This window comes from Pseudomonas sp. 13B_3.2_Bac1 (assembly GCF_025466205.1).
Lineage (GTDB): Bacteria > Pseudomonadota > Gammaproteobacteria > Pseudomonadales > Pseudomonadaceae > Aquipseudomonas > Aquipseudomonas fluorescens_H.
The window spans coordinates 47715-61832 of sequence record NZ_JANLOG010000021.1; the positions used below are offsets into that span (position 1 = coordinate 47715).

Below are 14118 nucleotides of genomic sequence, written 5' to 3' on the forward strand. Positions count from 1 at the left end.
CACACTGTCCAGAAGACGGCGTGAGGTGAGCCGACGTCAAAAGCGTCGAGCCAGGACGAAGTTCTCTAAAGGGAGGCCGACGGGTCTCCCTTTTTTCTTGCCTGCGATTTGCCCGCCACGGAGAATGCCGGCCTCAATAAATAAGTTGCGTGACTGATAACCTGTCGCAGAACCCGGACTGTGGTTTCCCGGTCTTAGCTACAGGTCCACTCAATTACAGGCCTAGCCCGCAGTGAGGAAAAGCATGAAGTCGCGCATCTGGCGTCTGGCCAGTGTTGGTTTGCTATGTGTGAGTGTCAGTGCGCAAGCGCTTGCCGATGAGCCGCAGAACCGTGGTCCCGAGAATGACGGGCGTGGTCCGGAGCATCAGGGCAACAATCAAGGCCATGGTGGCAACAATCCGCCGCACGGGCAGAACAATCCGCCGCCGCAAAATCAACCTCGTCCGCAAAACAACGAAATCATTCGTGGCGACAACAGTCGCCAGTTCGAGCACAACAATGGTCAGTGGCAGAACCAGAACCGCGCGCCGAATCAACCGGCCCCCGTGCATCAGCCACCGCCGCCACCGGCCAACAACCTGCCGATCCAGCCACGGCCCGACGCCGTGCGCCAGACTCAGGAGCCGCGCCAGGGTTACTACCGCGACGAGCGTCCGCAAAACGGCTACAACAACCAGCACTGGCAGGCCGGCAACAATCGGCCCAACGATAATCGCTGGCCGGGTCGCCCGGACGGGCATGGCAACGGTTGGGGCCCCGGCCCGCAATACCGCCCGGGGCATGTGATCGACCGCTTCCCGGATCGCGAATACCGCGTGCCGTATCGCGGCCAAGACTACTTCTATTCCGGTGGCTACTGGTATCGCCCGCAAGGCCCACGCTACATCGTCGTGCAGCCGCCACGGGGCATTCGTACCCACTATTTGCCGGACTACGCCCGTGAAGTGTGGATCGGCGGTGCGCTGCTGTTCCTCGCTGCCGGTTCGTACTATGCGTATGAGGAGTCGACCCAGGATTACGTGGTGGTCGAGCCGCCGGTTCAGCCGCCGTCACCTCAACCACAAAGCCAGGGGTATGACGTGCAGGCTTATCCGGCCAACGGCCAGTCGCCGGAGCAGGTGCAGCAGGACGGTTATCAGTGCTACCAATACGCCGTGCAGCAGAGCGGTTTCGATCCGCGCACCGCGACATATCAGCCGGCGCCCCAAGTGGTGCAGGCGTACCGTCAGGCTCAGGGTAATTGCCTGAGCAGTCGCGGTTATCAGGTGTCTTACTGAATCCGGGTTTGTGCCCGTTCGGTCTTGACCACTTCCTGCGGGTCGGCGTGCACCAGCACTTCGGCCCGCGGGTAGGCGGCGTGAATCGCATCGGCCGCCTGATCGCTGATGCCGTGGGCGACTGACAAGGTCAGCTCTCCCGGCAATTCCAGATGCAATTGCACAAACCAGTGGTTACCCGAGATCCGTGTGCGCAAGTCATGCGCGCCCAACACACCGGGTACGCCGCAGGCCAGTTCGAGCATGTGCTGACTGACATCGGTTGGCAGCTCTTCATCCATCAGCACCGAAAAGCTTTCTCGGGCGATCTGGATCGCACTCCACAAAATGTACCCGGCAATCCCCAGGCCGAACCACGCATCGAGTTGATGAAAGCCCATGCCGGCGAGGATCAGCGCGATCAGAATGCTGCCGTTGAGCAGCATGTCCGACCGGTAGTGCAGCGAGTCGGCGCGCACGGCGTTGGAGCCGGTCTGCTTGATTACTCGATGTTGCAGCGTCAGCAACGCCGCGGTCAGCAGCAGCGAGAACACGATCACGCCGATGCTCAGCCACGGCGCGCCCAGCGGCTCCGGTTGCTGAATGCGCTCATACGCCTGAAACGCAATCAGCACCGCACTGCCACCGATGAACAGCGCCTGCGCCATGCCCGCCAGCGATTCGGCCTTGCCGTGGCCGTAACGGTGATCGTCATCGGCCGGGCGCAGCGCGTAATGCACCGCCAGCAGATTGAGCAGCGAGGTGACGCCATCCAGCGCCGAGTCGGTGAGGCCGGCGAGCATGCTCACCGAACCACTCAGCCACCAGGCGATGGCTTTGGCGATGATCAGCGTGCAAGCCACCGCCACCGAAGCGCGGGTTGCCAGCCGCAGCAGGCGGGCGTGTTCGGGGCTGGTGGTCATGTGATTTCCTTATGCGGCGGGTTGCAGGCCAAACATCGCCAGTTGTTGCGTGCTGCCCTTGTGCTGGATCAGGCGCGGATCGTCCAGTGGCAGGTTGCGGCCCAGTTCAGTTTCGAGAATAGCCTGCAACTTGAGGTTATCGACCTGACCGTCCGGGCCGACCGCCTGTTTGAGCTTGGCCGGATCGACCTGAGCGGTGTGGCCCGGTTCGAAATAGATCGCGCCAGTGGTGAAGTCGACCGCGAAAGCGATCAGGCCGGGAATGACGTAGAACAGCAGGCCCACTGCGTCGAGCACGGCAATCGCCGGGTCGATCTTGCCGTCGATCTGGCCGCGACGATCCGGGTAGAAAATCGAACCGCAGGCCGTGAGTTGAGTGAGCAGGGTGGCGACCAGTACACCGCCGATCAGGCGAGAAGGTAAGCGCATGGAAAATCTCCTGAGTCATTTGAAAACGAAGCGTCGTCATTTGAAATTAAGACCCTGACAAACGCCCGGCAGTTCGCCGTTATACTCGCCCTCGGCAGGGCGCGCCCACAGTAAATTGCGGCCTCGTCTCACCCCACCGAAATACGTTGAGGATTGAAGTTGTTTTCTCCAGATCGACACCGCGTGAAGGTTCATGAATCCTGGCGGGGTTCGGCCCTCCGGGCTAAAGCTGTGAACGCGCCATGCTGCGTTGCGGAACTTGGCAAGGAAACGACCCTTACCTGCGTCCCGCGCCTTGCCTGGCACGCTCACAGCTTTAACGCGACTCGCAATTTACTGTGGGCATGCCCTGGGGAGCCAGCATGATTTCTTTGCCGATCGATGAAGTTTTACCCGCCCTGCGTGAAGCCTTGGCGACACGCCACGAAGCCGTGCTCGAAGCACCGCCTGGCGCCGGTAAAACCACCCGCGTGCCCCTGGCCTTGCTCGATGAAGCGTGGCTGGCCGGGCAGACCATTCTGATGCTCGAACCGCGCCGTCTCGCTGCGCGTGCAGCCGCAGAACGTCTGGCCAGCGAACTGGGCGAGAAGGTTGGCGAAACCGTCGGCTATCGCATCCGCCTCGACAGCAAGGTCGGCCCCAATACCCGTATCGAAGTGGTCACCGAAGGCATCCTCACCCGGCGTCTGCAGGATGATCCGGCGCTGGAAGGCGTCGGTCTGCTGATCTTCGACGAATTCCACGAACGCAGCCTCGACGCCGATCTGGCCTTGGCCTTGAGTTTGAACGGTCGTGAACTGTTCCGCGCTGAACAGCCGCTGAAGATTCTGCTGATGTCCGCCACGCTGGAAGGCGAGCGTCTGGCCGGGTTGCTGGATGACGCGCCGATCCTGCGCAGCGAAGGGCGCATGTACCCGGTGACGATGCGCTGGGGTCGACCGTTCCAGCCCGGCGAATACATCGATCAGCGCGTGACCCAGACCGTACTTGAAGCCCTGCACGATGAAAGCGGCAGCTTGCTGGTGTTCCTTCCGGGGCAGGCGGAAATCCGTCGCGTGCATCAGCAACTGAGCGATGCCATCGGCGAGCGTGAAGACGTATTGCTCTGCCCGTTGCACGGCGAACTGGATCTGAATGCCCAGCGCGCTGCCATCGACCCGGCGCCGACCGGCCAGCGCAAAGTGGTGCTGGCGACCAACATCGCCGAGACCAGCCTGACCATCAACGGCGTGCGCGTAGTGATCGACGCCGGGCTGGCGCGGGTGCCGCGTTTCGATCCCGGCAGCGGCATGACCCGCCTCGATACGCAGCGCATTTCCCGGGCCAGTGCCACCCAGCGTGCGGGCCGGGCGGGGCGTCTAGAGCCGGGTGTGTGTTACCGCTTGTGGTCGCAGGATCAGCACGAGCAACTCGCCGCTTACGGTAGTGCCGAAATTCTGTCGGCGGATCTGGCGAGCCTGGCGCTGCAACTCGGACGCTGGGGCGTGACCCCGGGCGAACTGGTCTGGCTCGATGTGCCGCCGGCAGCGGCCTATGCCCAGGCGCAGGATTTGTTGCAGCGCCTGGGCGCACTTGAAGGCGAGGCGTTGACTTCCCACGGTCAGGCCATGGCCGAATTGCCGGCGCATCCGCGCATCGCCCATCTGTTGCTGCGCGGTCAGGCGCTGGGGCTGGCGCACATGGCGTGCGACGTCGCCGCACTGCTCGGCGAGCGCGACATTTTGCGCGGTGCGGGTGCCGATCTGCACAGCCGCTTGGTGCTGCTCTCCGGCGAAGAACGCGCGGCACGCGGTGCACAGGGTGGTGTGCAACGTGCGCGGCAACTGGCGCGACAATATCGCGGTTACCTGCGCGGCAAGGCCAGCGAGCCGGTCAGCGATCCCGATCACCCACGCTGGCTCGGAGCGCTGCTGGCGCTGGCCTACCCGGATCGGGTTGCCCAGCAGCGGCGTGCCGGTGGCGCCGAATATCGTCTGGCCAATGGTCGGGCGGCGTTGTTTGCCGAAGCCGACAGCCTGATGAAGGAAGCGTGGATCGTTATTGCCGACCTCGGCAGCCGTCAGGGTCAGCGTGAGGAACGGATTTACCTGGCGGCGGATTTCGATCCGGCGCTGTTCGATTCGGTGCTCGCCGAGCAAGTGCACGTCGTCGATCAACTGGACTGGGACGAGCGCGAAGGCGTGCTGCGCGCCGAGCGTCAGCGCAAGGTCGGCGAACTGATCCTCAGCCGCGAACCGTTGACCGGTCTCGACGAAGCGGCGCGCAGTCAGGCGCTGGTCAATCTGGTGCGGCGCAAGGGGCTGGAGTTGTTGCCGTGGACGCCGGAATTGCGCCAGTGGCAGGCGCGGGTTGCCCTGTTGCGGCAATTGGATCTGAACGCTCAGGCTGAAAGCCAATGGCCGGATGTCAGCGACGCAACCTTGCTGAAAACCCTCGAGCATTGGTTAATGCCTTACCTGGGCAAGGTCTCGCGGCTCAGCCATTTCGCCAATCTTGACCTGTCGAGCATCGTCCGCAATCTGCTGCCGTGGCCGTTGCCGCAGAAGCTTGATGAGCTGGCGCCGCACCACATCAGCGTGCCGTCGGGGTCATCGATTCGTCTGGATTACAGCGAACAGCCACCGATTCTCGCGGTGCGTTTGCAGGAGCTGTTCGGCCTCGCCGAGACGCCGCGAATTGCCGGCGGCCGGCAAGTGGTCAAGCTGCACCTGTTGTCCCCGGCGCGCCGGCCGGTGCAGGTGACGCAGGATCTGGCCAACTTCTGGCGCAGCACCTATGCCGAGGTGAAGAAGGATCTGAAGGGGCGTTATCCGAAGCATTACTGGCCGGATGATCCGTTGGTGGCCGAGGCCACGGCACGGGCCAAGCCACGCGGCACCTGAAGATCAAAAGATCGTAGCCTTGCCCGTCAGTTGTTCCCGGCAATAATCGGCGAACAACTGCGCCGGTTTGGTCAGTTGCCCGCGTTTGAGCCATGCGGCAACCAGGCCTGAACCGGTGACATCTTCGACAATGTCGACGCACACTACTTTCTTGCCGTCATAGGTGCACTCCGAGTGCGGCTTCGTCACCAGCACCGAGAAGCCAAAACCCTGGCCGACCATGCCGCGCACCATCTCGATCGACGGCGAGCTGAACTCGATGCGTGGGGTAAGGCCGAGTTCTTCGAACAGGCTGACGAAGTAGGTTCGGCTCGGCTGCACGTCGAGCAGAATCATCGGTTCCAGACACAGATCGCGCAGCGACACTTGCTTGTACTGGGCGAAGCGATGATCGGCCGGCAGCAGCGCATACGGCCGTTGTGCCGGCATCAGCGGTTCGGTCTGGATGGTGGCATCAAGTTCGTGTTCGTAGAGGATCACCAGATCGAACGTACCCGAGGTCAGGCCTTGCACCAGTTCCTGCTGCTCGCCGTCGCGGATGCGGATTTTCACTCCCGGATACAGCGCGGAAAATCCGGCAATCAACTGCGGCAGGTACAGCGGCGCGACGGTTTCGAAGCAGCCGATGTCGATCTGTCCGGCGACGATATCGTTGTCGGCGAGGGCGTTCTGCTCGAATTCCCGGGCCATGCGCAACAGCTCCTGCGCCTTGCGAAAAAACCGTGCACCGCTGGGCGTCAGGGAAACGCCCTGGGCGTGATGGCGGATCAGCAGTTGCACGGCGAAGCTGTCTTCCAGACCCTTGATCGCCGTAGAGATCGCCGGTTGCGCGATATACAGCTTGCGCGAGGCTTCGGCAACGCTGCCGCATTCGACGGTGGTGATGAAGTATTTCAGCTGACGCAAATTGTAGGCGGCCACGGCAAACCTCAGGACGAGCGGACTCGACTTCCAAGCAATTTGTGCGCCGCCGCGTCCGCTGCGCGACGATGTTTTTGTCCTTGAACAGTAGTCACCCACAGCGTTTTTGGGGAAACCGATTGAGCAGTTTTTTCATTGCCTGCGAAGACATTTTTACTATTTTTCGCCCGTCCGGGCCTGCGCCACCATCGACTGCACAATAACGTCCAAGGAGCATTCGACGTGTTCGAACTTGCAGAGTGGCAGCGCCAGGCCGTTGCCTTGAAGTTTCCCGATAAAGCCGTAATCAATGGTCAACACTGCGCCGCGCAATCGGGGCAGACCTTCGCCGCGATCAATCCCGCCACCGGCCGGTTACTGGCCAATGTCGCCGCGTGTGGCGAGGACGATGTCGACGCGACGGTGGCTAATGCGCGACAAGTGTTCGAGGCCGGCATCTGGGCACAACGTCCGCCTGCCGAGCGCAAGCAGGTGCTGCTGCGGCTGGCCGATCTGCTGATGGAGCATCGCGAAGAGCTGGCCCTGCTCGATTCGCTGAACATGGGCAAGCCGGTGATGGACGCTTACAACATTGATGTGCCGGGCGCCGCCGGGGTGTTTCGCTGGTACGCCGAAAGCATCGACAAACTCTACGACCAGATCGCCCCCGGCGCCGCCAATGTGCTGGCGACCATCACCCGTGAAGCGCTGGGCGTGGTGGCGGCGGTGGTGCCGTGGAATTTTCCGTTGGACATGGCCGCGTGGAAGCTCGCGCCGGCACTGGCGGCGGGTAACTCAGTGATCCTCAAGCCGGCCGAGCAATCACCGTTTTCCGCGTTGCGTCTGGCCGAGCTGGCGCTGGAAGCGGGCCTGCCGCCGGGTGTGCTCAACGTGTTGCCGGGGCTGGGTGAGCAGACCGGCAAAGCCTTGGGCCTGCACCCGGATGTCGATTGCCTGGTATTCACCGGCTCAACGCAGGTCGGCAAGTATTTCATGCAGTACTCGGCGCAATCCAACCTCAAACAGGTGTGGCTGGAGTGCGGCGGCAAGAGTGCCAATCTGGTGTTTGCCGATTGCAAGGATCTGGATCTGGCGGCGGAAAAAGCTGCGTTCGGGATCTTCTTCAACCAGGGCGAAGTGTGCTCGGCGAACTCGCGGTTGCTGGTCGAGCGTTCGATTCATGATGAGTTTGTCGAGCGCCTGAAAGCCCAGGCCGAACTCTGGTTGCCGGGGGATCCGCTCGACCCGCAAAGTCGTGCCGGGGCGATCGTCGATCAGCGGCAGACGGCGAGCATCATGCGCGCCATTCGCGGTGCCGAGCAGGCGGGTGCGAGTCTTGTGTTTGGTGGTCGGCAGCGGCGCTTGAATGGCTCGGACAACTTCATCGAACCGACGATTTTTACCGGCGTGAGTGCCGACATGCCGCTGTTTCGCGAAGAGGTGTTCGGCCCGGTGCTGGCGGTGGTGCCGTTCGATGATGAAGACGAGGCGGTGCGCCTGGCCAACGACAGCGTGTATGGGCTGGCGGCGTCGCTGTGGACCGATGATCTGCATCGCGCACACCGCGTGGCGCGACGACTGCGTGCCGGCACAGTGTCGGTCAACACTGTCGATGCCCTCGACGTGACGGTGCCGTTCGGCGGTGGCAAGCAATCGGGATTCGGCCGTGACCTGTCGCTGCATTCGTTCGACAAATACACCCAGTTGAAAACCACCTGGTTTCAGTTGCGCTGATTGCGGTTGATTCAAAAGCAAAGATCGTAGCCTTCGGCAGCTCCTACATGGGCCAGTGTTGCTCTGTGTAGGAGCTGCCGAAGGCTGCGATCTTTTGCTTTCAAAGCTGTGCACCATCTCCGCTCAGGTCGCGCTTTTACGGTGCGTCTTAAGCAGTTTTTTCATCATTTGCAGCCAACAATTTCCTGATTTTCCTCAGCCCGCACATGGGCCACCATCGATCTTGCCAGCCCGGTGTTTCCCGCCAGAGTCCAGCAGAGACCGCAGCGTGAATTCACATCATCGGGGCCGGCCGTACTGCCCATGACAAAACTAAATCAACAGCGTCGGGAGTGCTCCATGATCAAGTCCTTGTGTATTCGTCTCACCCATCCACTGGCAATCACCGCCCTGGCCGCCACGGTCGCGACTGGCGCCCAGGCCGGCACCCTGTCCATCGGCCATACCACCTGGGTCGGCTACGGCACGCTGTACCTGGCTCAGGATCTGGGCTACTTCAAGGAAAACGGTCTGACTGTCGAATTGCCGGTGGTTGAGGAAGCTTCGATGTACATGGCCGCCCAGGCCTCCGGGCAACTGTCCGGCTCGGCCTCGACCATCGACGAAGTGCTCAAGTACCGTCCGCAGTTCTGCTTCAAGGCTGTGGCGGCGCTGGATGACAGCCATGGTGGTGACGGCGTGCTGGTCGGCAAGGACGTGAAGTCGTTGCAAGAGCTCAAGGGCCAGGCGGTGGCCGTCAACGAAGGTTCGACGTCGCAGTTCTGGCTGTCGTACCTGCTGAAAAAGAATGGCATGAAAATGAGCGACATCACCGTGCAGAACATGACGGCCGACGATGCCGCCACCGCGTTCATCGCCGGTCGCGTGCCAGCCGCCGTGACCTGGGAACCGCACCTGTCGATGGTCCGCGACAAGCAGCAGGGCAAGGTGCTGATCGACAGCAGCAGCACGCCGGGTGTGATCGTCGATGTGGTGGCGCTCAATTGCAGCGTCATCGAAAAACAGCCGCAGGACGTCAAGGCGCTGGTCGCCGGTTTGTACAAGGCGGTCAAGTACACCCAGGAACACCCGGACGAGGCCTACGCGATCATGGCCAAAGGCGTCGGCGGTTATCTTTCTGATCCGAAGGAACTGGCCGCTGCCGCCAAAGGTGTGCGTTTCTACGATCAGGCCATGAGCGAAAAACTTCTCGGCTCGCCGGGCAAACCGGGTGACAGCGCCGCGTTGATCAAACTCGCCAACGAGACCGCCAGTGAACTGCAAGGCAAGCCCTACAACGTCAGCCACGACGAGCTGGTCGACAACCGTTTCGTCAGCCCGCTCTAGGAGGTCCGCATGTTCAAGCGCAAATCATGGCTGAGCCGCTGCCTGACGCCCAAGACCGGTTTGCCGGTGCCGGTGGTGTGGAGCGCCAGCGGTCTGGCCTGGGTGTTGTTGATCGGCCTGTGGGCCGGGTTGTCCTACGGCGGCATCGTCCCGGGGATGTTCCTGCCAACGCCCGGCGCGGTGCTCGAAGCGGCGGTGCGCCTGAGCCGCGACGGCACCCTCGGCACGCATGTGTGGGCCAGTGTCGAAGTGGTGATGGTCGGCTTCATTGTGTCGTCGCTGGTGGCGGTGCCGCTGGGGTTGTTAATGGGCAGCTTTCGCATCGTCCAGGCGTTCCTCGAACCGCTGGTGAACTTCATTCGCTACCTGCCGGTGACCTCGTTCGTGCCGCTGTTCATTTTGTGGATCGGCATCGGTCTGGAGCAGCGCGTGTCGGTGATCATCTTCGGCGTGTTCTTCCAGCAACTGGTGATGATCGCTGACGTCTCCAAAGGGATTTCCAAGGACCTGATCAACGCCTCTTATACCCTCGGCTCCAATCGCCGCGATGCGGTGCTGCATGTGATCGCCCCGGCCTCGGTGCCCGGCGTGCTCGACACCTTGCGCGTGACCATGGGCTGGGCCTGGACTTATCTGGTGGTGGCCGAACTGGTCGCGGCGTCGAGTGGCCTCGGTTACTTGAGTCTGAAAGCCATGCGCGGTTTTCAGGTCGACGTGATTTTCCTCGCCATCGCGATCATCGGCCTGCTGGGTCTGGTCACCGATCAACTGTTCCGCTTTCTCCGCTTGAGGGTTGCCGCATGGGCTCAGTAACCGCCGCCAATCATCGTTTCATCGAACCGCGTGCTGCCGCGCCGCAAGCCGCCCCTCGCCTGCAAGTGGACAAGGTCAGCCTGCGCTACAAGAAGCCTGATGGCGGTACGTTCACTGCGCTGGAACAGGTGTCGTTCGAGGTGCCGGATCAGCAGTTCGCGGTGCTCGTCGGACCGTCGGGTTGTGGCAAGTCGAGCCTGTTATACCTGACCGCCGGCCTCGCCGAGCCGACTTCTGGCGAGATCTACGTCGGCGGTCAGCAAGTGCAAGGCCCCGGTGCCGATCGCGGCATGGTGTTCCAGAGCTACACGCTGTTTCCGTGGCTGACCGTGCGGCAGAACGTCGAGTTCGGCCTCAAGCGGCGCGGCATGCCGGCGGCGCGGCGCAAGGAGATTGTCGATTATTACGTCAATGAGGTCGGCCTCAGTGGCTTCGCCGACAGCTACGCCAAACAACTGTCGGGCGGGATGATGCAGCGCGTGGCGATTGCCCGGGCGCTGGCCAATGATCCGCAGATCCTGCTGATGGACGAACCGTTCGGCGCACTCGACAGCCAGACCCGTTTGCAGATGCAACAGCTGTTGCTGCGGGTCTGGGGCAACAGCAAAAAGACCGTGCTGTTCGTCACCCACGATATCGACGAGGCGATTCTGCTCGGCGATCGGGTCTATGTGATGGGCGCGAAGCCGGGGCGGATCAAGCAGATCCTCGACGTGCCGATCGAGCGCCCGCGCTCACTGGACATGGTCATGGAGCGCGCGTTTATCGACATGAAGCGGGAGATCTTCGGGCTGCTGCATGACGACTTCGAGGAAGTGCATTGACCTGGAGTCATGCATCTTTCCCTGTGGGAGTGGGCTTGCTCGAAGGCGTAGTGTCAGCCGCCATCAACGTTGAAGACACACCGCTTTCGCGAGCAAGCCCGCTCCCACAGGGTTATGAGGGGGGTGTGACTACGGAGCAGCAGGCAGCAGGAACCGCGCAATCACCGGCAAATGATCGGAGATGCGCAGCGTATCGTCCTGGCGCACCATCGCCTCGATCCGTTTGATCTTCGGGCTGTAGAACAGGTAGTCGACGGTGCGATCCGGGCCATCGAGGCCGGGGTCGTTGGGGTAATGGGTCAGCCAGTGGGCGCGGTCGATGCCGCTGGCTTCGTTGTTGGTCGGGATCATCGGGTACTTGTCCCATAACAGATGCAGCGCGCTGTCCACGGAGTAGGGCTTGCGCTGTTCAGTGGGCAGGCGTTGGTACTGGCCCAGCGGCAGCAGATTGAAATCACCGCCGATCAGCCATGGCAGGCCCTGGCTTTCGTACGTGTCGAGCACTTTGGCCACCGCCGTCACTTGCGCCCGCAAGGTGTCGTCCGGTTGGCTGGCGCGATCCAGATGGGTGTTGAACACCGTCAGTTGCCCGCCGTCGCTCAGCGGCAGTTTGGTGGCGAGCAGGGCGTCCTTGGGTTCGAACTGGCGCGAGATGAAATTCGCCGGGGGTACCGGCAATTGCAGGCGTTCGGCATGTTCGATGCGATAACGGCTCAGGGTCGCCAGTTGCCGGCCGACGCTGCCGAAGATGTGCGGGTCGGGGACAAAATCGGCCTTCCAGTCGAAGGCGTGGGCGCTGCATGGGTAAAGGTCGGTGACCCGTTCTTGCAGCAACTTGAGCTGATTCTGGTAATCGCTGGCCTTGGCGCCGTCATCCACCTCCTGCAGGAGCACTACGTCGGGCTGCTCGTCGCGAATCACCCGCGCCACTTCGTCGAGGCTGAAAGCCATGTCTTCCAGGGTTGGCGACTCGTCGTCGCCGTGGGCCAGATCGTTCCAGAACACGTAGCGCTTGCCCGCCAGGTACTGCACGTTCCAGGTCATGACTTTCAGGGCTTGTCCGGGCACCAGGGTCGGCGGCGTACCGATGCAGCTGACCGGCAGGGTTTCACGGGCGCCGGGGCGCCAGGTCAGGCTGTAGATCAGCCCGCCGATCAGGACGCTGGCGAGGACAATCAGCAACAGGGTGTAGCGCAGTAGACGGGGCATGGCTCGGCTTATCGCGTTACAAAGGTGGCTTCGAGCATACCTGACGGTGAACGCTTGGCCCAAGGGCCACGAGGTCAGACCGCGCCGTTACGCTTGTCAGGCAATTCGCTGATCAGCATGAACAGGCGGAACAGCACCACACTGGTGAACAGTTGCAGGAAGCTGTGCGCGCTGTCGATCATGACCGCGATCAGCGGATTCTGTGGGTCGGGGTACACCGCCAGCGTCGCGCCCTTGAGCAGCCACAACGGCCCCATCACACACAGAATGCACAGCAGGATGCGCCAGAAATGTCCGCGCGTCAGGCGCAGGCTTTCCTTCATCGCCTGCAACGGCCCCATGCCGCGTAACACCAGCAGGTATTCACCGAACGCGAGCATCACCATCAGCATCAGGCCCGGCAGGAAATACAGCGACAGCCCCAGCAGGATCAGCAACGTATTGAGCGCCGTGAGCAGGGCGAAGCGCGGCCAGAGGCGGGCGGACATCGCCAGCAGGTCGAGAGTGCGCGGGGCTTCGCCACGGGTGCGGGCGTCGAGGAACAGGATCAGCGCAGCGGTGTACAGCGGATACACCAGCAGGCCGACGACCACGCTGGCGGCGGAGAAACTGTCGGGGTCGGTGGCGTGATCCACTACTTGCTGCAGCGCGGCCTCGAAGATCACCAGCGGCAGACACAACTGCACGATGCTGGCCAGATGGCGTTTGAAAAAATACAGCGAGTCGCGCAGTACATCGAAGGCATTCATCAGTCGGTATCGCAGGTCGAAAACAGTGGCTCACTTTAACCGATGATGGGCGGGCCGACACAAACGTAAACATTCGGTAAAGGTCGTTGAAACATCCTGTCACTGCCTCCATTACAGAGGTGCGCCATGTCCACAGTGGACACGGGCAACGTTATCCCCGGCAATCTACGAGGTCGCCATGAACAGCGAAGAGCAAACCCTGATCGATGGACTGTTTTCCCGGCTGCAACAGGCCGAAACGGAGGCAGCCCCGCGCGACGCCCAGGCCGAGGCGCGGATCAAGGAACACCTGACCCGCCAGCCGGCGGCAGGTTATTTCATGACCCAGGCGATTCTGGTGCAAGAGGCAGCGATCAAGAGCCTCGACGAACAGAACAAGCAGCTGACCCAGCAAGTCCAGCAATTGCAGGCTGAACTGCAAGCGGCCAAGTCCCAGAGCGCGGCCCCGGCGCCCAGCGGCGGCGGTGGTTTCCTGTCGAGCATCTTCGGCGGCGGCAGCTCGCGCCCGGCGCCTGCCCCGAGCGCTCCGGCTTCCACCGGCGGCTGGCGTGAACCGGCGCCACAACAGAATTTTGGTGCGCCGCCGCCACAACAGAACTGGGGTGCGCCTGCGCCTAACTATGCCCCGCAGCAAGCAGCACCGGCTGCGGGCAGCAGCTTCCTCGGCGGCGCCCTGAAAACCGCCGCTGGTGTGGCCGGTGGCGTGATGCTGGCGCAGGGCATCAGCAGTCTGTTCCATCACAACCAGCAGCCCGAAGAAATCGTTGAAGTGATCAAGGAAGAGCCGGCGCAAGTGGCCGACCAGAGCGGTAATGACTGGGGCAATGACCAGCGTGTGGCCGATAACGGTTTCTCCGGCAATGACCAGGGCGGATTCACTGACACCGACTACAGCGATGACAACTCGTCGTTCTTCGATGACGACGATTCGTTCGTCTGACTAACGGTCAGGCACCAGGCAACACCGTTTCTGTGGCGAGGGAGCTTGCTCCCGCTGGGGCGCGCAGCGGCCCTTTCTTTTAAAAAGAAGGGCCTGCTGCGCAGTCCAGCGGGAGCAAGCTCCCTCGCCAC

12 protein-coding genes are annotated in these 14118 nt (G+C 62.2%); 7 read left to right on the plus strand and 5 right to left on the minus strand.

Annotated features, from left to right (window positions below):
• Positions 1-244 precede the first annotated feature (244 nt).
• Positions 245-1279 (plus strand): DUF6515 family protein, encoded by a 1035-nt coding sequence (locus tag NTD85_RS03325; protein ID WP_103485500.1) that lies wholly within the window; start codon positions 245-247, stop codon positions 1277-1279.
• Here NTD85_RS03325 and NTD85_RS03330 read toward each other — a convergent pair.
• Together NTD85_RS03330 and NTD85_RS03335 are read right to left on the minus strand one after the other, a co-directional pair.
• Entirely contained in the window at positions 1273-2181 is a 909-nt protein-coding gene (locus NTD85_RS03330; RefSeq protein WP_003228494.1) for a cation diffusion facilitator family transporter, read from the minus strand. The genes NTD85_RS03325 and NTD85_RS03330 overlap by 7 nt on opposite strands.
• Before the next feature lie 9 nt (positions 2182-2190).
• Positions 2191-2610: a hypothetical protein gene (locus NTD85_RS03335; RefSeq protein ID WP_003228492.1), complete on the minus strand. Its 420-nt coding sequence runs from the start codon at positions 2608-2610 to the stop codon at positions 2191-2193.
• Positions 2611-2972: 362 nt separating this feature from the next.
• Here NTD85_RS03335 and hrpB point away from each other — a divergent pair, with 362 nt between their 5' ends.
• Entirely contained in the window at positions 2973-5492 is a 2520-nt protein-coding gene (hrpB, locus tag NTD85_RS03340; RefSeq protein WP_262141413.1) for an ATP-dependent helicase HrpB, read from the plus strand.
• A 3-nt stretch (positions 5493-5495) separates the two neighbouring features.
• Here the strand turns inward: hrpB and NTD85_RS03345 are convergent, their stop codons facing one another.
• Positions 5496-6413, minus strand: a complete 918-nt coding sequence (locus NTD85_RS03345) for a LysR family transcriptional regulator (protein ID WP_262141414.1) — start codon at positions 6411-6413, stop codon at positions 5496-5498.
• A 222-nt stretch (positions 6414-6635) separates the two neighbouring features.
• On the opposite strand from NTD85_RS03345, the gene NTD85_RS03350 reads away from it, so the two are divergent.
• From NTD85_RS03350 to NTD85_RS03365, 4 genes are all read left to right on the plus strand, one after another.
• The gene (locus NTD85_RS03350) at positions 6636-8126 is read left to right on the plus strand and encodes an aldehyde dehydrogenase (protein ID WP_262141415.1); all 1491 of its coding nucleotides are present in this window, start codon (positions 6636-6638) and stop codon (positions 8124-8126) included.
• A gap of 339 nt (positions 8127-8465) precedes the next feature.
• Positions 8466-9452 carry an ABC transporter substrate-binding protein gene (locus NTD85_RS03355; protein ID WP_103486196.1) on the plus strand — a complete coding sequence of 329 codons (987 nt, stop codon included), beginning with the start codon at positions 8466-8468 and terminating at the stop codon, positions 9450-9452.
• A 9-nt stretch (positions 9453-9461) separates the two neighbouring features.
• Positions 9462-10265, plus strand: coding sequence for an ABC transporter permease (locus NTD85_RS03360; RefSeq protein WP_262141416.1), 804 nt, complete (start codon positions 9462-9464; stop codon positions 10263-10265).
• Positions 10253-11089: an ABC transporter ATP-binding protein gene (locus tag NTD85_RS03365; protein ID WP_262141417.1), complete on the plus strand. Its 837-nt coding sequence runs from the start codon at positions 10253-10255 to the stop codon at positions 11087-11089. The genes NTD85_RS03360 and NTD85_RS03365 overlap by 13 nt, the downstream gene beginning before the upstream one ends.
• A gap of 129 nt (positions 11090-11218) precedes the next feature.
• Here the strand turns inward: NTD85_RS03365 and NTD85_RS03370 are convergent, their stop codons facing one another.
• Entirely contained in the window at positions 11219-12298 is a 1080-nt protein-coding gene (locus NTD85_RS03370) for an endonuclease/exonuclease/phosphatase family protein (protein WP_262141418.1), read from the minus strand.
• A gap of 74 nt (positions 12299-12372) precedes the next feature.
• Positions 12373-13047: a YciC family protein gene (locus NTD85_RS03375; protein WP_045122649.1), complete on the minus strand. Its 675-nt coding sequence runs from the start codon at positions 13045-13047 to the stop codon at positions 12373-12375.
• A 178-nt stretch (positions 13048-13225) separates the two neighbouring features.
• Between NTD85_RS03375 and NTD85_RS03380 the strand changes: the two genes are divergently transcribed.
• Positions 13226-13987: a DUF2076 domain-containing protein gene (locus NTD85_RS03380; protein WP_003228476.1), complete on the plus strand. Its 762-nt coding sequence runs from the start codon at positions 13226-13228 to the stop codon at positions 13985-13987.
• Positions 13988-14118: the final 131 nt, after the last annotated feature.

Bases quoted from the DNA above. Each gene is read 5' to 3' on its own strand.
- NTD85_RS03365 (WP_262141417.1), top strand. From the start codon at position 10,253: ATGGGCTCAGTAACCGCCGCCAATCATCGTTTCATCGAACCGCGTGCT.
- hrpB (WP_262141413.1), top strand. From the start codon at position 2,973: ATGATTTCTTTGCCGATCGATGAAGTTTTACCCGCCCTGCGTGAAGCC.
- NTD85_RS03375 (WP_045122649.1), bottom strand. From the start codon at position 13,047: ATGAATGCCTTCGATGTACTGCGCGACTCGCTGTATTTTTTCAAACGC.
- NTD85_RS03370 (WP_262141418.1), bottom strand. From the start codon at position 12,298: ATGCCCCGTCTACTGCGCTACACCCTGTTGCTGATTGTCCTCGCCAGC.
- NTD85_RS03360 (WP_262141416.1), top strand. From the start codon at position 9,462: ATGTTCAAGCGCAAATCATGGCTGAGCCGCTGCCTGACGCCCAAGACC.
- NTD85_RS03355 (WP_103486196.1), top strand. From the start codon at position 8,466: ATGATCAAGTCCTTGTGTATTCGTCTCACCCATCCACTGGCAATCACC.
- NTD85_RS03330 (WP_003228494.1), bottom strand. From the start codon at position 2,181: ATGACCACCAGCCCCGAACACGCCCGCCTGCTGCGGCTGGCAACCCGC.
- NTD85_RS03380 (WP_003228476.1), top strand. From the start codon at position 13,226: ATGAACAGCGAAGAGCAAACCCTGATCGATGGACTGTTTTCCCGGCTG.
- NTD85_RS03335 (WP_003228492.1), bottom strand. From the start codon at position 2,610: ATGCGCTTACCTTCTCGCCTGATCGGCGGTGTACTGGTCGCCACCCTG.
- NTD85_RS03325 (WP_103485500.1), top strand. From the start codon at position 245: ATGAAGTCGCGCATCTGGCGTCTGGCCAGTGTTGGTTTGCTATGTGTG.